This is a genomic window from Desulfitobacterium sp. LBE, assembly GCF_007830365.1.
In the GTDB taxonomy this organism is placed as follows: domain Bacteria; phylum Bacillota; class Desulfitobacteriia; order Desulfitobacteriales; family Desulfitobacteriaceae; genus Desulfitobacterium; species Desulfitobacterium hafniense.
Window position 1 is genome coordinate 51,793 of the sequence record NZ_VLKD01000001.1, and the last position, 19,914, is coordinate 71,706.

General features: G+C 45.6%; 24 protein-coding genes, 1 pseudogene and 1 riboswitch. Of the genes and pseudogenes, 15 read left to right on the forward strand and 10 right to left on the reverse strand.

What is annotated here, in order from left to right; all coding sequences use genetic code 11:
* Window positions 1–55 precede the first annotated feature (55 nt).
* The 5 genes from DESLBE_RS00220 to DESLBE_RS00240 all read left to right on the forward strand — a co-directional run bounded on the left by DESLBE_RS00220 (window position 56) and on the right by DESLBE_RS00240 (window position 4,404).
* The gene (locus DESLBE_RS00220) at window positions 56–1,369 is read left to right on the forward strand and encodes a hemolysin family protein (RefSeq protein WP_015944504.1); all 1,314 of its coding nucleotides are present in this window, start codon (window positions 56–58) and stop codon (window positions 1,367–1,369) included.
* 47 nt (window positions 1,370–1,416) lie between these two features.
* On the forward strand, window positions 1,417–2,274 hold the full coding sequence (locus DESLBE_RS00225; RefSeq protein ID WP_011460068.1) for a zinc metalloprotease HtpX: 858 nt from the start codon (window positions 1,417–1,419) through the stop codon (window positions 2,272–2,274).
* Between the two features lie 208 nt (window positions 2,275–2,482).
* Window positions 2,483–2,854 carry a response regulator gene (locus tag DESLBE_RS00230; RefSeq protein WP_144674778.1) on the forward strand — a complete coding sequence of 124 codons (372 nt, stop codon included), beginning with the start codon at window positions 2,483–2,485 and terminating at the stop codon, window positions 2,852–2,854.
* Window positions 2,847–3,491, forward strand: coding sequence for a chemotaxis protein CheC (locus DESLBE_RS00235; protein ID WP_144678587.1), 645 nt, complete (start codon window positions 2,847–2,849; stop codon window positions 3,489–3,491). Before DESLBE_RS00230 ends, DESLBE_RS00235 begins: the two co-directional genes overlap by 8 nt.
* Window positions 3,484–4,404 (forward strand): sensor domain-containing diguanylate cyclase, encoded by a 921-nt coding sequence (locus tag DESLBE_RS00240; RefSeq protein ID WP_144674779.1) that lies wholly within the window; start codon window positions 3,484–3,486, stop codon window positions 4,402–4,404. Before DESLBE_RS00235 ends, DESLBE_RS00240 begins: the two co-directional genes overlap by 8 nt.
* A gap of 267 nt (window positions 4,405–4,671) precedes the next feature.
* Here the strand turns inward: DESLBE_RS00240 and DESLBE_RS00245 are convergent, their stop codons facing one another.
* The gene (locus tag DESLBE_RS00245) at window positions 4,672–5,829 is read right to left on the reverse strand and encodes a UxaA family hydrolase (RefSeq protein ID WP_018211354.1); all 1,158 of its coding nucleotides are present in this window, start codon (window positions 5,827–5,829) and stop codon (window positions 4,672–4,674) included.
* Window positions 5,826–6,140, reverse strand: coding sequence for a UxaA family hydrolase (locus DESLBE_RS00250; protein WP_005812779.1), 315 nt, complete (start codon window positions 6,138–6,140; stop codon window positions 5,826–5,828). Before DESLBE_RS00250 ends, DESLBE_RS00245 begins: the two co-directional genes overlap by 4 nt.
* 317 nt (window positions 6,141–6,457) lie before the next feature.
* On the opposite strand from DESLBE_RS00250, the gene DESLBE_RS00255 reads away from it, so the two are divergent.
* From DESLBE_RS00255 to DESLBE_RS00275, 5 genes are all read left to right on the forward strand, one after another.
* Window positions 6,458–7,156: a DUF421 domain-containing protein gene (locus DESLBE_RS00255; RefSeq protein WP_144674780.1), complete on the forward strand. Its 699-nt coding sequence runs from the start codon at window positions 6,458–6,460 to the stop codon at window positions 7,154–7,156.
* 26 nt (window positions 7,157–7,182) lie between these two features.
* Window positions 7,183–7,566, forward strand: a complete 384-nt coding sequence (locus DESLBE_RS00260; RefSeq protein ID WP_144674781.1) for a DUF4363 family protein — start codon at window positions 7,183–7,185, stop codon at window positions 7,564–7,566.
* Between the two features lie 406 nt (window positions 7,567–7,972).
* Complete coding sequence (locus DESLBE_RS00265) at window positions 7,973–8,902, forward strand: hydrogenase small subunit (protein WP_144678588.1); 930 nt, start codon at window positions 7,973–7,975, stop codon at window positions 8,900–8,902.
* Window positions 8,903–10,456, forward strand: coding sequence for a nickel-dependent hydrogenase large subunit (locus DESLBE_RS00270; protein ID WP_144674782.1), 1,554 nt, complete (start codon window positions 8,903–8,905; stop codon window positions 10,454–10,456). It abuts the gene before it with no gap.
* Between the two features lie 125 nt (window positions 10,457–10,581).
* Complete coding sequence (locus tag DESLBE_RS00275) at window positions 10,582–11,427, forward strand: C-GCAxxG-C-C family (seleno)protein (RefSeq protein WP_144674783.1); 846 nt, start codon at window positions 10,582–10,584, stop codon at window positions 11,425–11,427.
* A 163-nt stretch (window positions 11,428–11,590) separates the two neighbouring features.
* On the opposite strand, the gene crcB (DESLBE_RS00280) is transcribed toward DESLBE_RS00275, so the two are convergent.
* Both crcB (DESLBE_RS00280) and crcB (DESLBE_RS00285) read right to left on the reverse strand, forming a co-directional pair.
* On the reverse strand, window positions 11,591–11,947 hold the full coding sequence (gene crcB, locus DESLBE_RS00280; RefSeq protein WP_005812772.1) for a fluoride efflux transporter CrcB: 357 nt from the start codon (window positions 11,945–11,947) through the stop codon (window positions 11,591–11,593).
* Window positions 11,947–12,321, reverse strand: coding sequence for a fluoride efflux transporter CrcB (crcB, locus tag DESLBE_RS00285; protein WP_015944500.1), 375 nt, complete (start codon window positions 12,319–12,321; stop codon window positions 11,947–11,949). The genes crcB (DESLBE_RS00280) and crcB (DESLBE_RS00285) overlap by 1 nt, the downstream gene beginning before the upstream one ends.
* Before the next feature lie 46 nt (window positions 12,322–12,367).
* A riboswitch (Fluoride riboswitch) is annotated at window positions 12,368–12,428 on the reverse strand.
* Window positions 12,429–12,520: 92 nt separating this feature from the next.
* On the opposite strand from crcB (DESLBE_RS00285), the pseudogene DESLBE_RS00290 reads away from it, so the two are divergent.
* From DESLBE_RS00290 to DESLBE_RS00305, 4 genes and pseudogenes are all read left to right on the forward strand, one after another.
* Window positions 12,521–12,877, forward strand: a pseudogene (locus DESLBE_RS00290) (IS1634 family transposase); the annotation flags it as partial.
* A 298-nt stretch (window positions 12,878–13,175) separates the two neighbouring features.
* The gene (locus DESLBE_RS00295; RefSeq protein WP_005812768.1) at window positions 13,176–13,400 is read left to right on the forward strand and encodes a LuxR C-terminal-related transcriptional regulator; all 225 of its coding nucleotides are present in this window, start codon (window positions 13,176–13,178) and stop codon (window positions 13,398–13,400) included.
* 200 nt (window positions 13,401–13,600) lie between these two features.
* On the forward strand, window positions 13,601–14,245 hold the full coding sequence (locus DESLBE_RS00300) for a hypothetical protein (protein WP_005812764.1): 645 nt from the start codon (window positions 13,601–13,603) through the stop codon (window positions 14,243–14,245).
* A 451-nt stretch (window positions 14,246–14,696) separates the two neighbouring features.
* Window positions 14,697–15,278: a hypothetical protein gene (locus DESLBE_RS00305; protein ID WP_005812762.1), complete on the forward strand. Its 582-nt coding sequence runs from the start codon at window positions 14,697–14,699 to the stop codon at window positions 15,276–15,278.
* A 124-nt stretch (window positions 15,279–15,402) separates the two neighbouring features.
* Here the strand turns inward: DESLBE_RS00305 and DESLBE_RS00310 are convergent, their stop codons facing one another.
* From DESLBE_RS00310 to DESLBE_RS26400, 4 genes are all read right to left on the reverse strand, one after another.
* The gene (locus DESLBE_RS00310; RefSeq protein ID WP_005812760.1) at window positions 15,403–16,071 is read right to left on the reverse strand and encodes a lactate utilization protein; all 669 of its coding nucleotides are present in this window, start codon (window positions 16,069–16,071) and stop codon (window positions 15,403–15,405) included.
* Window positions 16,071–17,513 (reverse strand): LutB/LldF family L-lactate oxidation iron-sulfur protein, encoded by a 1,443-nt coding sequence (locus DESLBE_RS00315; protein ID WP_011460058.1) that lies wholly within the window; start codon window positions 17,511–17,513, stop codon window positions 16,071–16,073. The genes DESLBE_RS00310 and DESLBE_RS00315 overlap by 1 nt, the downstream gene beginning before the upstream one ends.
* A 2-nt stretch (window positions 17,514–17,515) precedes the next feature.
* Entirely contained in the window at window positions 17,516–18,238 is a 723-nt protein-coding gene (locus tag DESLBE_RS00320) for a (Fe-S)-binding protein (RefSeq protein WP_005812756.1), read from the reverse strand.
* Between the two features lie 72 nt (window positions 18,239–18,310).
* Window positions 18,311–18,484 (reverse strand): hypothetical protein, encoded by a 174-nt coding sequence (locus tag DESLBE_RS26400; protein WP_018306862.1) that lies wholly within the window; start codon window positions 18,482–18,484, stop codon window positions 18,311–18,313.
* A gap of 174 nt (window positions 18,485–18,658) precedes the next feature.
* Between DESLBE_RS26400 and DESLBE_RS00325 the strand changes: the two genes are divergently transcribed.
* Window positions 18,659–18,859, forward strand: a complete 201-nt coding sequence (locus tag DESLBE_RS00325) for a hypothetical protein (protein WP_005812752.1) — start codon at window positions 18,659–18,661, stop codon at window positions 18,857–18,859.
* A gap of 110 nt (window positions 18,860–18,969) precedes the next feature.
* Here the strand turns inward: DESLBE_RS00325 and DESLBE_RS00330 are convergent, their stop codons facing one another.
* Window positions 18,970–19,176: an alpha/beta-type small acid-soluble spore protein gene (locus tag DESLBE_RS00330; RefSeq protein WP_005812750.1), complete on the reverse strand. Its 207-nt coding sequence runs from the start codon at window positions 19,174–19,176 to the stop codon at window positions 18,970–18,972.
* Between the two features lie 151 nt (window positions 19,177–19,327).
* Window positions 19,328–19,789 (reverse strand): YbjN domain-containing protein, encoded by a 462-nt coding sequence (locus DESLBE_RS00335; protein ID WP_015944499.1) that lies wholly within the window; start codon window positions 19,787–19,789, stop codon window positions 19,328–19,330.
* Between the last annotated feature and the right edge of the window lie 125 nt (window positions 19,790–19,914).

Sequence of the window (19,914 nt, forward strand, 5' to 3'; positions counted from 1 at the left end):
GGAGGAGAATCCAATCGATAGCATAGTGTGGAGCATTGCCAAAGTAGTTGCTGCATTGTTCCTGGTCGCTCTCAATGCATTTTTTGTGGCCGCTGAATTTTCCTTGGTAAAAGTGAGAAAGACCCGTCTCGCCGAGCTTTCAGAGTCAGGATCCCGAAAAGCGACCCTTGCCCTTGCTGTGACCTCGCAACTGGACGCCTATCTCTCCGCCTGCCAACTGGGGATTACTTTAGCTTCCCTGGGGCTGGGTTGGTTGGGAGAGCCGGCCATTGCTACTTTGCTGGCTCCGCTTTTTAAGAACCTGGTGGCATGGGATGGAGTCTTAACCCATACAGTATCCGTGGTCATTGCGTTTCTGCTGATTACGTTCCTGCATATTGTCCTTGGGGAGTTGGTTCCTAAATCCATTGCCATTCAAAGAGCAGAAAGCGCAGCTCTGTGGACTGCCGGTCCTCTAAAGATGTTTTACAAGCTCTTTTATCCGGTGATCCGTTTCCTTAATGGGCTTGCCAACCTGATTCTGAAGCTTGGGGGTATATCCCCGGCCAATGAATCCGATCTTGCTCATACGGAGGAAGAATTGCGGATGCTTGTGGATGCCAGCCAACGTCATGGTATTTTGGATAAGATGGAAGGAAAACTCCTGGATAATGTCTTTGAGTTCTCGGATCGAGTGGTCAGCGAGGTGATGGTTCCTCGTCAGGATATGATGTGCCTCTATATACAGGATTCAATGGAAGAAGTTCTGGAAACCGTCAAAACATCCGGACATACCCGTTATCCCCTCTGTGACGATGATAAGGATAATGTGATCGGTCTGGTGCATATGCGGGATCTTTTGTCCCTTTCCGAATCGTCGGTAAAAAATATTGGGGAATTGAAGCGGGATATACTCATCGTTCCGGAAGGGATGCCCATCTCTCATCTGGTGCAGAAAATGCGTGTCCAGAGAACTCATCTGGCCGTTGTGGTGGATGAGTTTGGCGGGACAGCCGGTATGGTAACCATCGAGGATCTCATTGAGGAACTGGTCGGGGAAATCTATGACGAATTTGAAAGTGCCGAGCAAGCGGAGATTATCAAGAGTGGGGAGAGCGAATATCTGATCAATGGCCGGGTGCTCCTTGATGACTTAAGTGAGTTATTGGCTGTTGAATTCGAGGATGAGACCGTTTCCACCATCGGAGGCTTTGTCTTCAACCGGCTTGGCCGTAAACCGGTCAAAGGAGATCGGATTGATTTCATGGACTATACCTTTACGGTCATGGAAGTGGTTGGCTTTCGAATCACCCGGGTTAAAGCCAGTCGAAGACCGGCACCGGATAGTGCTGACATGTCTCCGGACACCCGGGAAGACAGTGGAAAGTAAGGATCGATCCTCTTGGCTTTTGTAGATTTGAAAGGAGTTGTTGAAATATGAATGGATTCGGAAATCAGCTCAAGACTGTTTTTCTGATGAGCTTATTAACTGTGCTTGTGATTCTGGCCGGGAATGCTATAGGAGGCTCCGGCGGTATGCAGATCGCCTTTATCTTTGCCATGGTGATGAACTTTGGCAGCTATTGGTTTAGTGATAAGATGGCTCTGGCGATGACGAAAGCCCAGCCTATCAGCCGTGAACAAAGCCCCGAGCTCTATGCTATGGTGGAGAAGCTGGCAGACAACGCCAATTTGCCCATGCCCAGGCTTTATATGACCCCGTCACCTCAGCCCAATGCTTTTGCAACCGGCCGCAATCCTAATCACGCGGCCATTGCCGTAACCCGGGGATTGATGCAAATGCTTAATCGTGAAGAGCTGGAAGGGGTATTAGCTCACGAGATGGCTCACATTAAGAATCGGGATATTCTCATCAGCACCCTGGCGGCAGTCATGGCCGGTGTGATTACGACCCTGGCCCATTGGGCTCAGTGGGCCCTGATGTTCGGAGGGGTAGGCGGAAATGACGAAGAAGGAGCTTCCGGACTGGCGGCCCTGCCCTTGATTATCCTGGGGCCCATTGCGGCCATGCTGGTTCAGATGGGAATTTCCCGCTCCCGGGAATATCTGGCCGATGCTACGGGGGCGGAGATTGCGGGGAACTCCTCTGGTCTGGCCAATGCTCTCCAGAAATTAGAGAGAAGTTCGGCAGCCATACCGATGAATGTTAACCCCTCCGCAAGTCATATGTTTATCGTCAATCCGTTGAACGCCCGCAGGGTAGCAAATCTGTTCAGTACCCACCCACCCATTGAAGAAAGGGTAAAACGGCTTTATACTATGGAACGCCGCTAACGTGAAAAAAGGGGACAGGTACCATATTCAGTATGAATAATGGTACCTGTCCCCGTTTTTCACGGCTGGCTATTTCTGCAAAGAAAGCCAGAATAATGTTGATTTTTCCTGAGGTTCCGTTTAGAATTTAATCAATGCTTAGAAGTATTGTTAATTATGATTGATTTAAAAACAAGAGATAACACTATTTGAGAGGTAAGGATGGATTGTGAAGATTTTAATTGTTGATGATTCGGTCTTCTCCCAAAAAATTAACGCCCAGTATATCAGAATGTTTCTGAGGGATGCCGAGATTGCTTTTGCCAATGATGGTCTGGAAGGACTTGAACGATATAAAGAGCTGCAGCCCGATTATGTGTTTTTAGACTTATTAATGCCCAAACTCCATGGTAAAGAGCTGCTTAACCTGATCAAGCAGCATGATCATAATGCCAGGATCGTTGTTATATCTGCGGATATTCAAAAAAACGTCCGGGAAGAAATAAGCCAATATGGTATATTGCAATTTATCAATAAACCTTTTAATGAGGAAAAAGCCAGGACAATCTGTGAATTAATAAGGGATGATTATGATGGGTGAGGATAGAGCATTAAAATTTGATATTTTAAACGAGCTGTTTAATATCAGCGTAGGGCAAGCCGCCAGCCTGCTGTCGGAAATGATTAATCGGACCTTAATGTTAAATGTTCCCAGTATCCAAATCATTGATATGCAGGGCAATCATGCTGATATGAATGCTTTTTTACCAATGGATGTTGATGGCACCTTAATGGTATCTTCAATCTGCTTTGAGAATAAACTAACAGGCAAGGCCAACCTTATCTTTCCCGCCGAGAAAATGAGACGATTCATCAACCTTTGCATCAATGAGGTCATAGTTGATGAAATTAATGATTTGAGCTTTTCAGACATTGATTTTGACATTATAAGAGAAATCGGCAATATCGTCTTGAATTGTATTGTGGGAGGTGTAAGCAACTATCTGCACATCAATTTGGATTACTCATTGCCCGAAGTAAAAATCTTTAACAAGAAGGATTTTGCCCGGGATATTAAAAGCAATGAGAACTATTCAAGGAATATGATTTTATTGTATATTACCTTTATTATTGATGAAACGGAGATCGATGGTGCTATTATGATTAATTTAACCCTGACTTCTCTGCAGGAGCTTATGAGTAAAATTGAAAAGATAGAAGTTGAATTAAATGAATAAGTGGATGAGTGTATTCAATAATCTGGATATCGGGATTTTAATTCTCGACGAAGAATTTAAAATCGTTTATGCCAATCAATACCTCCTGGGCTTTATACCCTTTAGCCGGGAAGAGGTTCATGAACAACCTCTTTATAAGGTCTTACCCAGATTTCATAATGCCTATATCGAAAAGGTCTTGCTCAATTGCTTGGAAAATGGCAGCAAAATGTTTCTGTCAGCTGCCCTGCATAAGACTATGCTTCATGGGGACCATAGCTTCAATATAAAGATAAGCCGTTTTGAGGAAGGGAGTTCCCAGCTTCTGCTTCTGGAATTCATCGATGTAACCAGTCAATTTATCCAGATTGCCCGCTTAAGGAATTATGTAATTGAGTTAAGCAAAGTCAATAAAGAACTCAAAGAGAAAAAGGAATTTATTGAGAATATGGCTTATTATGATTGCTTAACGGGAATTCACAACCGGACATTTTTTTATAAATTGGCTGAGAAGTATTTGGAAAGCGCCAAAAGAAGCGGCGGCATTTTAGGCATTATGTTTATCGATGTGGATAAGTTCAAGGCCATTAATGACACCTATGGCCATGAAGCCGGTGATCAAGCCTTGATTCAAGTGGCCAGGATCTTAACTCAAGTGATCAGAAAGAATGATACTGTTGCCCGCTACGGTGGCGATGAATTTCTCATCCTCCTGCCTCATCTTCTGGCCGGTCATAATTACGAGATTATTGCTTCCCGAATCCGCAGCCATCCGGACCGATTCATTACTTTGGCCGGCAAAGAAGTAGAAATCAGCCTGAGTATAGGCGTTAGTTTTTATCCTATGGATGGCGATAGTGTGGATCAACTGATAGCCAAGGCCGATCAAGCTATGTATGCTGCTAAATCGAAGATTAAAGCTGCCTCCAGATAAAGCTTCCTAAGTGTAAAAAATCACCGAAAACTAATCGTGCTTGTCACATCTATGGCCATAGGGACATATAGTATAGTGGGGCCGCGGTAATGGGCATTCACTATCTACCTCCTTTCTTTAATATAAAAAAGCAGAAATCCTGGTATAGGCTGGCCAGGGTTTCTGCTTTTTTATTAGGGACATCACTCATCTCAAGCGTATTGATTAAAAGCAATTCACACTAGGCCTAAAAGAAAAGCCCCTGAAAAATCAGAGGTTGAATGGATTCTAAAAAGTCGGCCCAATGCGGAAGATGCCGAATTCCTGGTGACCTAAGCTTTCTGATTTGGTTAATTTACCATTGGCTACTTCAATTATCTCCTTGAAAATCCGGCGGCCGCTATCTTCAATGGTTTCTGCGCCGGATAGGATGGGAGAGAGATCGAGGTCGATATTGTCTGCCATGTTCAGATACGTATCAGCATTGGCCGTGACTTTAATAACCGGGGCGATAGGTGAGCCGGTGGGGGTACCCCGTCCTGTGGTGAATACGATGATCTGTATGCCGCCGGCAAGCATTCCGACCATGGACTCCACATCCTGACCCGGAGTGTCCATAACATAAAGACCTTTGCCTTGGGGAGCTTCGCCATAGGCCAAAATATCCTGAATGGTGGAGTGACCGGCTTTATAAATACAGCCTAGAGACTTTTCTTCGATAGAACTGATGCCGCCGGCAATATTTCCGGGAGTGGGCTGGCCATCCCGTAAATCCACATGAAGCTGCCGGGCACGCAGCTCCGTTTCTTTGACGATTCCCAGGAGCTTGGCGGCGACTTCCGGTGATTTGGCCCGTTTGGCCAGTACATGTTCCGCACCGATGAATTCCGTGGTTTCGGATAACATAGCCGTGCCTCCGGCCTTGACCACCAGATCAGAAGCTGTGCCGGCGGCAGGATTGGCGGCTAAACCTGAAGTGAAATCAGAACCGCCGCATTCAACCCCCAGCGACAGCTCACTGAGGGGAGCTTCTTCCCTTTTCAGCATAGAAAGGGTGCGGGCCATTTGAGCAGCGATTTGGACTCCCAGGGCGGTGGTTTTTAGAGTGCCGCCATGTTCCTGAATGATCAGAGATTGCACCGGTTTCCCGGACTTGGCGATTTCTTCTGCAGTGTGCAGGATCGGTATGCCTTCACAACCCAAACCGACAACGAGGACTGCTCCCACATTGGGGTTTCTCCCGATGCCGATTAAAGTCCGTAAGGTTTGCTCGTAATCGGCACCTAACTGACAGCAGCCGTGTTGGTTGGCAATAGCGACAGCACCGGGGACTTGAGCGGCTATATTAGCGGCAACGGTAGTCGCACAGACTGAAGTAGGAAGGATTAAAAGATGGTTGCGTATGCCAAAGAGTCCGTCAGGACGCCGAAATCCCCATAGGTTCATCTTGAGCCCTCCTTATCGGTATCTAAATCCCCGCGACCCCGTTGTGACTCCATGTTATGGACATGGACATGCTGGCCGGGTTGAATATCGATGGTGGCGGCACCAATGCTCTCCCCATATTTTACGACATGGCTGCTTTGGGCTATGGGTATGAGTGCAACCTTATGTCCCAAAGGGATATCCTGGCACACTGTAAGTGATTCTGCTTGGCTTCCTCGGAAAAACGAGATCGTGGTACCGGCAGGTATATGATCGACACAGGTAGCCACATTATCTTTTTCATAAATGACAACCGCTTGCTTTTTCACCACTGCTCCTCCATTCTTGACTTGATTCTCTATGATAGAACATTAGTATTCTGTAACACTTAATTCCTCATTCCTTCGCCTTGTCATGCAAAAATTTTCCTCGCCGGGCAAGGCGAGTTTTAAGTGTTACAGAATACTATTGATTATAACACAAGATAAGGATTTGTGTATTAATACAGAGTGATAAAGCAAATCCTGCTATGAACCCCCAGAGGCTCTTAAGCGGAATAAAATGATGGCTATGGAGAAAGACTATTCAGGCATATGTCACAGGCATATGCTTTTTCGTCCCAAAACCACAGAAAGGAGTTGCATGATGTATGCTAATAACCGCCATAAGAACCTTGATACTTTATTTTTTCGTGATTACGGCGTTGCGTCTTATGGGCAAACGTGAAATAGGCCAACTGCAACCCTTCGAGCTGGTCGTCATTCTTATGATCTCCGATTTAGCGGCTATCCCCAGCGAAGATGTGGGCATTCCTCTTATTTCAGGAATTATTCCCATGATGGTTTTGGTTTTAATGAGTATCTCACTGTCTTATCTGGAGTTAAAAAGCGAGAAGGCCCGGGATATTCTCAATGGCACTCCTTCGATCCTGATCGAAAGAGGAAGGATTCTTGAGCATGAATTAGTTCGCAATCGCCTGCCCTTAACCGATTTAGTGGAAGAATTAAGAATGAGAAGTATCCCCAATATTGCCGATGTAGAGTTTGCCATCCTGGAAACCAACGGGCAGATCAGTGTATTGCCCAAATCCTCCAAACGCCCTGTTACACCGGAGGATTTGAAGCTGCAGCCGGCTTACGAGGGCTTGCCGATTGTGTTTATTATGGATGGAATTCTGCAGGAAAGTGCCTTTGCCCTGTCGGGTAAAGATCGGGCATGGCTGGATAAGCAGATCAAAAAACATCAGCTGAAAGGCATAGAAGAGGTGCTCTTTGCCTGCCTGGACTCCTCGGATCATTTATATCTGCAGGGCAAAGAACGATATGCTAAGAAAAAGCAACAGGCTTAGGCCAAAATTAAATGAGGGGGTATTCTATGCTGAGAACGTATCTTATAGCAGGCATAATTATCCTTATTCTGGTGCTGGGGGGCTATTGGCAGAACAATTATATCAGTGAGTCCACTTATACCCTGACCGAAAAATTGGTCAATGTGGAGGAACAGATACGGGCCAGGAGCTGGAGCAATGCCAATCAGGAAATCGAGAAATTCAGCCAGGACTGGAATGGGATCAAAAAATTCTGGAGCATATTGCTCGATCATCAGGAGATAGATGAAATCGAACTCAGCTTAATAAGGCTGGAGCAATATATCAAGGAAAATGAGACCGTTTTAAGTTTAGGGGAGCTGTCCGCCTTGCGCCTGCTGGTTGATCATATTGCCGATAAAGGAATGATTACACTTCAAAATATTTTTTGAAAAAAGAATAGCCGGCGGGGGCGGATAAAAATGCAAATAGGCCAAAGACCGGCCCCGCTGGGTTATCTTATTATATTAGTAATCTCGTTGATATCATACGAAATCTTTATAGCACGATTAAGAATATAAATCAAAAAGTTAACACTTTACAGTAGAATTGGTAATAAAAAGAATGTATTATAGAAATTGATAAAGTGTTCACATAAACATGATACCAGTTATCTGAATTATCTAACATGACATAGATTATTGAATTTTCTTCGTTAAAAATATAGAAATAACCTGGTGAGACATAAGTAGTACAAGTTTTAACATTCACTTAGTAATTTTATTTTGGACGTGTTATTTTAACATAAATTAAAAAAATTACAATGAGGTGAGGAATGTGAAACGAGATGATCAGCCTATGGAAAGCGGATATCAGCGTCTCGCCAGAAGAGGGGTATCCAGAAGGGACTTTTTGAAACTGTGCACATTCACATGCGCGGCCCTGGGGATCGATTTGAGCTTAGCGCCTCAAATAGCGGAGGCGGCTGAAGCAAATTTGTCCAAAAAACCGGTGATCTGGATGCAAGGGCAAGGCTGCACCGGGTGCAGCGAATCTCTGTTATCTTCGGTTGACCCGGGGCCGGAGGAGATTATTCTCGATCTTCTCTCGGTACGCTACCATCCTACCCTGATGGCAGCCTCAGGAGAGCAGGCTGTTCAAAGCCTGGAAGACTGTATAGCCAAAGGTCATTACATACTCGTCCTGGAGGGCTCGATTCCCACAGCGGATTCACGGTATTGCTTTGTGGAAGGAAAGCCCTTTATAGAACAATTCAAACTAGCTGCGGAAAAGGCTGAAGCGGTGATCGCTGTAGGCTCCTGTGCTTGTTACGGCGGGATTCCCCGTGCCGGGTTCACCGGGGCAGTGGGCGCCCAGGAGGTGCTCGAAGGAGTTAAGGTGGTCAATCTCCCCAGTTGTCCGGTCAAACCGGATCGGCTGGTGGGTTTGCTTCTATACTATCTGAGCCATAATGCTTTGCCTAAGCTGGACGGACTCAACCGGCCGGAAGCTTACTATCGCTACACCTTACATGACAGCTGTTATCGCCGCTGGCATTATGAAAAAGGAGAGTATCTGGAGGATTGGAATAACCCGGACACTCTGGATTGGTGCCTTTATCACAAGGGGTGCAAAGGGCAGGATACTTACACGAACTGTGCTAATGCCTGGTGGAATGGCGGAGCCAATTTCTGCGGCTATGCCGGATCGCCCTGTGCGGGATGCAGTCAGCCTGAATACTATGAAGGATTCGCGCCCTTATTTGTGAACCCCAAGGAGGTGAAATAGATGGCTAAGCGAGTTGTGATTGACCCTGTAACACGAGTGGAGGGCCACTTACGCATTGAAGTGGAGATTGAGAATAATGTCGTAACCAATGCCTGGGCACAGGGAACCATGTTCCGGGGGATTGAGCAGATTCTCCAGGGCAGAGACCCCCGCGATGCTGTGTATATTACGGAACGGGTCTGCGGAGTGTGTATGGCATCACACGGCTGGACATCGGCCATGGCCATCGAAGACGCCCAGGGAGCCAATGTACCCCGTGCCGCTCAGCTTATTCGCAATCTTATTGCCGGCTCATTATGGCTGCATGACCATCCTTTGCATTTCTATCATTTGTCGGCCCTTGATTATCTTGATGTCTTGGCAGTCAATCATTATCAAGGAAATGTTGCGGAGCTTCTCGCTGTTAAAAATAAAATAATGTCTTTGGTGACGGCGGGAGATACCGCCCCTCTGACCCCCCGCTACCAACCGGACAGTTATTCCGTAAGGGATCCGGAAATTGTCACAACCGCTCTCGCCCATTATCTGGAGGCCTTAAAGATTCAGGGTAAAGCCAAGAAGATGTCGGCTGTTCTGGGAGGGAAACAGCCCCATCAATCCAGTATTGTTGTAGGCGGAGTGACTATCTACCCCCGGAAAGAACAGCTGGAAGCCTTTAGAACCCTGCTCAATGAAGTCGTGTCCTTCGCCGAGCTGACTTATGTGCCCGACGTCGTGAGTTTTTGCACAGGTCCTCTGTTGGAGCTGGGGAAAGCCGGAGTCGGCGCGGGTCCGGGCGGCTATATAGCCTATGGCGGTTTCCCTATGGATGATTCCGGTACAGAAAAATTATTCAAGGGGGGCTTTATCAGCAACGAGGCTCCGGGTGTTGTCGAAGCATTGGATATGAGCCGGATTACGGAAAGCGCAGCCAGTGCCTGGTACAAAGATGGGGAGCCTGCTCATCCTTGGGCGGGAGAAACCGTCATCGATTTTGATAAAAAAGGAGCCTATACCTTTATTAAATCTCCCCGGTATAAGGGAGAGGCTGCAGAAGTAGGGCCGCTGGCCCGGATGCTGGTTATGCAGCATTCAGGATTGCTGGACTTGATGGGCCGCTACGGAATTAAACCTGGAGCGGTTGCCCGTCACCTTGCCCGCGCCCAGGAAACGCTGCTGATCACCAAGTCCATGTACCGTTGGCTGGATGACTTAGAGACATTATTGGGAAGCAAGACCGTACGTCCTGATATTCATGATTCCAAGCACTGGGATCCTCCTGCTCAGGGTCAGGGAGCAGCTCTCAATGAGGCGCCAAGGGGGGCTTTGGGACATTGGCTCAAGATCGATCAACATGTCATCAGCAACTATCAGATGGTGGTTCCCACCACTTGGAATATTTCCCCTCGTGATGAGAAGAACATCCCAGGTCCTGTTGAACAGGCCTTGATAGGAGTGCCTGTTGATCCGGATAATCCTGTCAATGTGGTCCGGGTGATTCGTTCTTTTGACCCTTGTCTGGCCTGTGCGGTGCACCTTATTGATGCAGACGGGGAGAAGATAGTAAAGATCTGATTTCCCGTATTGAAGCGAACTCATAGCTGAGTGCTGAGGAGGTGACATGGTTTCCGGAACTAGAAAAGGGGTCCAGGGCTTGAGAAAATCCAAAGTAGGATAGTGACGAAAGGGAGGCTGTTTCAATGAGTGAAGAAAAAGATATGTCAAGAAGAAAGTTTTTAAAATCCGGTATTCTGGCGGCGGGAGCTTTAGCTGTTGGCACAAGCATCTTTCATACCCAAGTGGCGGAGGCTGCCCAATTGCCGGAAGGGGAGCATTGCGCACCACCAAGTTTTCCCTACCCTTATGTACAGCTGGACCCGGAAAAAGCCAAGCTGGACGGCTATGCCGGCTATGGTAAATCCAAATGTTCTTATGGTGCCTTTGAGGCGGTTATCGGTCAATTAAGAGAAAAGATCGGTTATCCCTACACCCATGTTCCTACGCAGGTTCTGGGCTGGGGCGGTACCGGCGGCGGAGGCTGGGGTACCCTGTGCGGAGCCCTGATCGGTGCGGCTACTGCCATTAACTACACCATGCCTAAGAGTGATGCGGATAAGGTGGTCAGCGAATTGTTCGGTTGGTATTGTGATCATCCTTTCCCTGAATTTATGCCGGAAGCAGGCAAGGCTTTGGAATATGAGGGGCCCATCGAAAAAAGTGTCGCCAAATCACCTCTCTGTCACGTTTCCGTAAGCGTGTGGTGTGATGCCAGCGGCCTCAAGGCTGAGAGCAAGGCCAGAAGTGAGCGCTGCGCCCGCATTACGGCGGATGTAGCCTCTAAAGCTGTGGAGCTGTTAAATCAATTCCACAGCAAGAATTTCAAAGCCGTTTATAAGAATGAAGTGGTGGATGACTGCATGATCTGTCATGGTAAGGGTCATTCTTTGGAAAATACCCGGGGCATGATGGACTGTGAACAGTGTCATACCGATGTTGATCCCAATAACCTGGTCGACCACATTAAGAAAAGCTGGGATCTGCTGTAATAAGTAACTGGTATATGCAGCGGGTAGTCTTAGCCAATGATGGATACGGAATCTAAAAATCACGGAGTCTAAACAATCTAAACAATCAACATAGAGGCCAATAGCCAGAGTCGTCCTCTCCCCACTGATAGTGGGGGGAGGACGACTTTTTTGTTGACGAACATCAACGAAAAAAGCTGCTCAGCCAATAACCTAAATAGGCAAGGGCAATTCCGCCGCCGTAGGTTATGGTGGTATAAAGTATAAATAGTCGATGCTCCTTTTTTAATTGCAGCTGGGCCATTTCCAGTTTTAGTGTCGAGAAAGTGGTAAATGCACCTAAGAAACCTGTTCCCAGCAAGAGCGTTGTTGTCGTACTTAAATTAGCCCCGGCCATGGCTCCTAAAAGAAATGCTCCGGATAAATTCACAGTCAGCGTGCCTACCGGTAGTTTTCCGCTATTTAATTTCCTGCTGAAGAAATAACGGACAATTGCTCCACAGAATCCGCCTATACCAACCAAAAGGATATGTGATGCCATCACGATTTCTGCACCTCTTTACTTACCTTAAAGCCCAGGTGGCTCATTGTTAGTCCCCCGAGGAGACTTACCAATACATAAACCATAGCTAAAAAGTTATGGCCATCCTGAAATAAGCTGATCGTCTCCACACTCAGGGTTGAAAAGGTTGTAAACGAACCAACGAACCCTGTTCCTATTGCTGTAGAAAGATGTGGGGAGAGGCGGACTTTCTTGAATACATAGCTTGTCAGCCAGGCTAAGAGAAAGCTCCCCAACAAATTTATGGTTAAGGTTGCCCAAGGAAACCGACTATCAGCAAAGAATGAAATACCGATTAAATACCTGAGCATTGCCCCGAACATTCCGGCACAACCTACCCATAAATAAATCATGTTCAGCTCACTCCCTAAAGATAAAAAGACTCCTGCCGGCAATAGATAACCGGCAGGAGTCATTAGCCAAGCGGCGGTTAAAGGCGAACTCCATCGCCTATCTGATTCATGATGATATTATATACTCTGGTTTAATAAAAAGAAAGTTCTATTTTAAAATGAAAAATTTCTATACTTCACACTTTAGAGTGTTGCGAAAAGCTTTCTTGATTGTCTTTAATCAATGTAAGCGTCAATTAAAGAAACGCTTGATATTCGGCGAGTCATCGTCGTGGGAGGCCGGGGCATGATGGGAAAACGAACGTTAGAGCTCCTTGAAGGGTTGAAGCTCCACTATACTAGGAGTTCGTATGCGTAATATAAAGGCCGGTTCAGAGCTCGCAACCTCTCCGGAACCTTATGTCATCGTGAAAGATAACCTGAGGGTTAAAGAAGTGGTCCATCAGAGTAAACGTTATATCGTGTGTTTAAAGAAGAGGAGGACAAACGAGATCAGTTGGTCCGAGAACAAATCGTGGTTAAACTGAGAAGTAAGCTGGAACATGGGAGTATTAAGGGATTTAAATTTAAAGGACCAAGAGCATCTGGTCAGAACGGAAATCCATGGGGCAGCGGCACAGTATGCATGACTACATATTGAATATAAATACTTTTATGGATTAATTTTCCGAAATCTCGTGTTTTTGAGCTTAAAAATAGCCCTAATGTTCTATTCTGGCCATTTTCCTATACCAACTGGGCATTGGCTGCCCCATACCTGGTTTGTCGCACACAGGTGAGTCAGTGTAAAATAAGACCTGTGGAGAATGTGAGACAGATCTCAAAAGATTTCATTTTCATTAGGAGTGGTTCAAATGCATGGAAGTTCTAACCTGAATAAAAACACAGGAAGAAAAAATTTGACATATCGCGAGAAAGAGATATCGAAACTGCGGATTCAAGGATACACTCGAAAAGAAATTGCAGATATTTTAAATATTAGCCATTTTACCGTGAAAAAGCATCTTGAAAACATTTATAAAAAGCTGGGTATAGCGTCTGTGGTCGAATTGATTAAATTGGTGTATAGAGAAAAATAGAAGAATTGAGTCGAAAATATAGGCTCGATGGCGTATGGAAAGTAATGGGGATTTCATCGATAATATAGCTGTACCTAAATTATACTTGCAAGAAGACTTCACGCAAAAAAGAATGATGAGTTTTGAAAGAAGGCGATTTCATGTGCTAATGAATAGACTTGTAATTATTTAAGAATTCAGGATGAAGTGAGGTAAGAAAAATGAGAATTAATAAAAATCTGTTTTTTTCCCTAGGTTTATCAATCATGTTAATTTTAGCAGTGATAGTTCCGGCTGTTTCTGCACAAACAATTGATCAACAGCCATTAACGCTGGCGCACGATGATAAAAGTGTGATAATTGATGGACAAAGGCTTGAAATTGATAAAATACCTGAGATTAAAAGAGGTGCTAAAGTAGAGGTTAAGGATTCAAGTGTTTATAAGGAAACCATTGATGGTAAACTTATGCTTCATGTAATTAAAATCAATGAAGTTAATCATGGCGCATTTAGTACTCAGGATACAAAATGCGTCCACTCCTATACTGTCAATGACTATTATGATCACACATATATGGGAACCGCCGAATTAGATACTACTTGGTTTATTTCCGGCGGAAATATAACCGGCATTAACAATCATGGCTGGGGAACTGTTCCCGACTACCAATGGCCTGATGAGTGGACAAATGATGGCTCAGACGCCTATGTTATTCCAGGAGACCCAACACAGGGTGTGTCTTATGCATATCTTACTGATCATTATTCTCTTCTTGGGTTTCCTGTCGATCATACAACATACTATTTAGAGACTGATGTAAATGGAATTGGTGGTTATACAGATCATAAGTTAATAATCGATTGATGGCTTATAAAAAGCAGAAGATATAGAAACTATAAAGATTGGAAGGTAAATGCAAGTCGGTACTAATTGTACCGACTTGCATCTGTCAAGATTATGTCTATAATATATAAAAAAAGATTTAGATTTGGAAGTGAAATCCAGTTCAAAAGGAGAGCATTATGAAATTAAAACTGTTTCTATTTCTTCTTTTAGTTTGTATTGCACTATATTCACTATTCAATGACCGCATTGGACTTGCAATCGCTATTATACCTATCTTTTTGCTAATGTATCTTTTAAAAATCATTCTTTATTATTATAAGAAAAAAGAATAAATCCGGCCATTTAAGGATGCTTTGGCAGGGACCCACCTGATGCTTTAGGTGGGTCTTTTTCTGGTTCAATGCATAGGAAACAGGAATGTGAAGAACACTAAAGGATGTTTGTTTAGAAGGAGGTGGCGAGTCAGTCCATGAGCTTTGGAGATAAGTTTACCAAGTGGAGCAGTATTATAGCAACGGTTGGAACCTGCATTTTGGCACTTACCGCCACGATTACGGTTACAGTTACGCTCAATGCCTGGAAAATTGATCGTGAATCTTCACGTCCTTACTTATCCCTGCGGGAGTCCCCTCAGGTTGAATTGAAATCCGGTCTGCGCTTAGAGTTCAAATTCAGTAATGTAGGAATTCATCCTGCAGTGAATTTAGCCAGCCGGACCATAGTTTTTGCGGAAAAACTACAAGATAAACCCATCCATAATGAACCCAATTATCTGGTGAATGAAATCCCTCAAGACATGAGCTCCAGTTTAGTGATTGCTTTGGATCCCTATGAAGTGGATATCAGCGAGCCTGATGTAAACCCCTACTATATCGTCCTACACCTGGAGTATGTTGATCCCATCATCAATCAGCAGTATCAGCAAACCCTCTATTACCGGTGGAGCGGCATCAAGGGAGGAGAGGGTCAGCCCGTAGTTCATGTGGAAGTGCGGGAGAAAGAGAGTATCATCAATTACTTTGCAGCCCAGAGTATAAACATGGATCTGTAGCCAGCTTGGCAATCAAGATCAGATGTGCGGCTAAAAAGATGTGTTATTAAAGAAAGGCGGGAACTCAAGGGTTAAGTTGAGTTCCCGCCCTGTTTTTGTATATTCTTTTAGAATGGCTCTGCTATTAATCCATCATAAGGATGCAATAAACTTCCACGGGACCGTGAACACCGATGGAAAGATCCATCTCAATGTCTGAGGTACGGCTTGGTCCGGAGATGATTTCAATAGCAGCCGGGATATCTGTTCCCATAAGTTCATCAAGGACCTGGTCGAGACTGTCCCTGAGGAAGGAGGCTGGAATAAAGGCCAGATGGCGGATGGGCACCAGGCTGACAGCCCGGCCCCGTTTGGCACTGCTTTTCAAAACGAGAGATCCGGATTGGGCTATGCCGAAGTCGGCTCCGGTAATGCCTAACTCCATCTTATCCATGATAGCGTTGCGTTCCGGGGCAGGAAGGTCAGCATAGGAACGGGCCGGCCAGCCCAGCTCTTCCAAACAGGCCCGGGCCATCGTAGGGAGCTCATTCCAAACCACAATGGAATTGGGGTTGAGCCACTGAGGGCTTTCCCCGAACCACTCCCGCAAAGCCTGGGCGGCTTCTTTAGCGGCAGAAGCTTGCACGGCTTTACCGCCCATGGCTTCATACATTTTCATGAATTTATCGATCCGTTCCTCTTGGGAGTCCAGCCGGTAGAGGGGGAATTTAAGCTTGATAGGTTCTACAGAGGTTGGAGTGGGACGTCCCAGTTTTTTAGCGATATTGGCGATAAATGCTTGACGCTCACTCATTATTGATCACCTCGCTGCATAGTTTTTAGTTTCTTCTCCAACTCCGGCCATTGATCCCGGAACATTTGCTTGGCTACAGGGGGTAAGGTCTTGCTGTTGGTCCAATTGCTGAGGGGCGGCGGTCCTGAGGCAATTCTGCCGTTGCGCATGAGGATAAATTGGAATTTGGAGCCTAAGCGGACAAATTTGCTGAGGGTCTTGGGATGGGAGAAGTAATAGCCATAGTATTTGAAGATCTTCTTTTCCACACCCGAAGTATAGCCTTTGAGCACCTTGCGGTCCCGATGCTTGACGATTAAATCCTGGAGGGGAATCCGTACCGGGCAAGCTTCGGAGCAGGCTGCACAGAGAGAGGAGTAGTAGGGGAGATGTCCCCATTTCTCGTAATTCTGTTCCAGGAGGGGAGTAATGACCACTCCGATGGGGCCTGAATAAACAGAGCCGTAAGCATGTCCGCCAACCTGGCGATAAACGGGACAGACATTGAAGCAGGCTCCGCAGCGGATGCAGCGCAGAGATGAGCGAAAATCCTCATCCCCTAGGATTTCCGAGCGATTATGATCGAGAATGACCAAATGCCATTCCTTAGGTCCGTCGATATCCCCTTCCCGTTTGGGGGGAGTAATCATGGTGGTGTAGACCGAGAGGCGCTGTCCTGTGGCGCTGCGGGCCAGCAGGTTAAGAAGAACGCTGAGCTCTTTATATGAAGGGACAATCCGCTCCATCCCCATCATGGTGATTTGGACCTCGGGCATGGTACTGGTCAAACGGCCATTGCCCTCATTGGTAACCATAGTGATGGTTCCTGTATCCGCTACGGCAAAGTTGCAGCCGGTTATGCCGATTTTACTGGTCAGGAATTTTTCCCGCAGCTGCTCCCGGGCAAATTTGGTCAGGGTTGGGGTATCTGATTCCAGCGGATGTCCCGCTATAGGCTCAAAGAGCTTAGCAATTTGCTCCCGGGTTTTATGCATAGCCGGAACAATGATATGTGAAGGGGGTTCATCGGCGATCTGGATAATATACTCTGCTAAATCGGTCTCCACAACCTCAATACCGTCTTTCTCCAGGACCGGGTTAAGGTGAATCTCTTCCGTAATCATGGATTTGGATTTGATCACCGATTTGAAGCCATGCTTTTGGAAAATCTCCTGAACGATTCTTACCCCATCTTCCGGCGTTTTGGCCAGGTGAACGTGGCCGCCGTTCTTTTCTACATTTTCAATAAGCATGTCAAGGTAGTAATCCAGGTTTTCAACGACGTGGTTGCGGATTCTTTCTCCCACCTGGCGCCATTCTTCCCAGTTCCCCAGCTCTTCGGTAATAGCCAGTTTATTGTTTCTCAGCCTATCGGTAGCCCGGCGGGTTGCCTTGCGCAGAAAATCATCTTTAAGAGCTTTATCTAAAGCGGCATCAACGTCATAGTGATTATCCAGTGACATAGTTACATCCCCTTTCCGAGCAATTGAATGACATGCATAGCCGGAATGGAGCGGCCGTGCTTCTCCATATAGCCGGATATATTCATAAGGCAGCCCATATCCAGCCCGGTCAGAATATCGGCACCGGAGGCCAAAACATGCTCAGCTTTTTCGGCGACCATGGCTTCGGATATTTTGGGCATCTTAATGGAGAAAGTACCTCCAAAGCCGCAGCAGAGATGGGCTTCCGGCAGGGGGAGTATCTCTAAGCCTTGTATGTTCTCCAGAATAGCCATAGGCTCATCACGAAGCCCCAAAAGACGGGTGGCATGACAGGAAGGATGATAGGTGACCTTAGCCTGATAACGGGCACCGAGATCCGGGGTTTTAAGGACATTGACCACGAATTGGGTAAACTCATAGCTTTTGTCGATCAGGTCTTTGGCTTTTTTGGCATACACAGGATCATCCTTAAATAAGTCGGGATAATTGTGATGAATCATGCCGATACAAGAGCCGCTGGGAGCTACCACTACCTCACTGTTTTCGAAAGCGTCAATGGTCGCCCGGGCTACGGTGCGGGTATCGTCCATGTAACCGGAATTAAAGGAGATCTGGCCGCAGCAAAATTGCCCTTCAGGAAAGTCTACAGTATGCCCTAAACGGGTAAAGATTTTGGCCATGGTTTCACCAAGATCCGGAAACATGGTGTCCCCGAGGCAGGTAATAAAGAGCGAGATTTTCATGAAAGCTACAGTCCCTTCATTTGAAGCTTGGTTTTCCTAAGTTTCTTCTATTATGGCATGAATTATTTGGATTTATCCACCCAATACGGGTACATTGGGTTCTTCATACCAAAGGCAGACGAGATGGGTTTGACCGCTGCTTTGAGTGATTTTGACAAGTTTGACCCAGCGATTATCCTCCAGCCATTGATTTAATTCCTGCTCAAGAAGTCGTGGGTCGGGAGAACTGATCGCTTTAACCTTCACAAGTGAGCTCCTTTCTTAATCATCATCTTTTTTGTATGTGCAGAATGTTAAAGTAAATCCGGAAAGCATTGCTTGCTTTGCCAAGGCTATATTCTTAAATATTATATCAAATTGGGAGATATTACTAAAGTTTTTTGAATGATTTAGGGGAAAATAAGCTTGAGGTGATAAGAGATGCCTAGAAAAGATGGCAATAAACCCCAGAAGGAAGAATTAAAGAAAATAGAATTAACCCTCAAGAATATTCAGGAAAACGAACAATTTCTTGCCGAGAATGCCGAGGAGCTTTCACCCCATCAATTAAAAGATGTGCGCAAACACTTAGATGCCAAGAAGAAGTTTCTGACCGAGACAGACGGAACAATTAAATACTAAATACTAAAGAATAAAGAGCGGGATAACCGCTCTTTATTGCATCATTAGCACTATGTCCCCAAATGGTAAGAGGTATCCTTGCGGATACCTCTCATAAGGTTAATGTACGGTTAGATGCGGGTTCCTCTTTTGAGGTTTTCTTCTGCAAATTGAATCATGCGCTTGGTCATCATGCCGCCGACAGATCCGTTTTCACGGCTGGTGCGGTCACCGCCCAATTGAACGCCGAGTTCATTTGCGATCTCATACTTGAATTGATCCAGTGATTGTGTTGCTCCTTGAACTGCTGGTTGATTAGTACTTCTTTCTCCTGCCATTTTAGGGTCCCTCCTTAAGTTTTTGTATTGGTTAGTGAGACGGTCTTATTATCTGAATCAGCAGGAGAAAATAAACAGGTAATTGTTGGTTTAATCATCAAAGAACAACTATTAATGCCAATAACAGGAGAATAAGCATCATGTTAATAGATTATGACTCATCATCCTGGGAGCAAACCCGCACCGCTTCCTCAGCCGAATAATCTTCGGATACGATTTTGATAAATCCAGGATAATAAGTATCAAAGGTTTGCGCACCATTCCAGATGAGATTAATAAGCTGTTCCTGGGAAGGCTCTGAATTGGCTGAATCCAGGTAAGTCCGAAAGCGAATTTCGCCATCATCCATATCCATTTCAAAATTGCCGATGGCAAGTTCATAATTAATCCGATTCATGAAGTTGCAGACTTCTACGCGCTTGGCAAAAGGTATTTTCTGCTTGATATGTGTATTGCAAAGCAGAGATTCCTGCTCTTCATCGACAATAATGAAAGAGACGAAATCACAGTTAATACCACGAATCTCTAAGCGAAACAACTCGTTCTTTTGATCATAGTCAAATTTCCAACAGTCCTTCTTCAGGGTATTATACAGAACTTCATAGAGCGTCATAGCAAGTCCTCCTCCTTTACCCATAGTATTTCCACATGCTTAGGGTGATTCCTGCCGGGTTAAGATGGATAAAAAGCAGAAATCCTGTCCATCGGAGTCAGATTGATTCCTTTTTTCGCAGAATT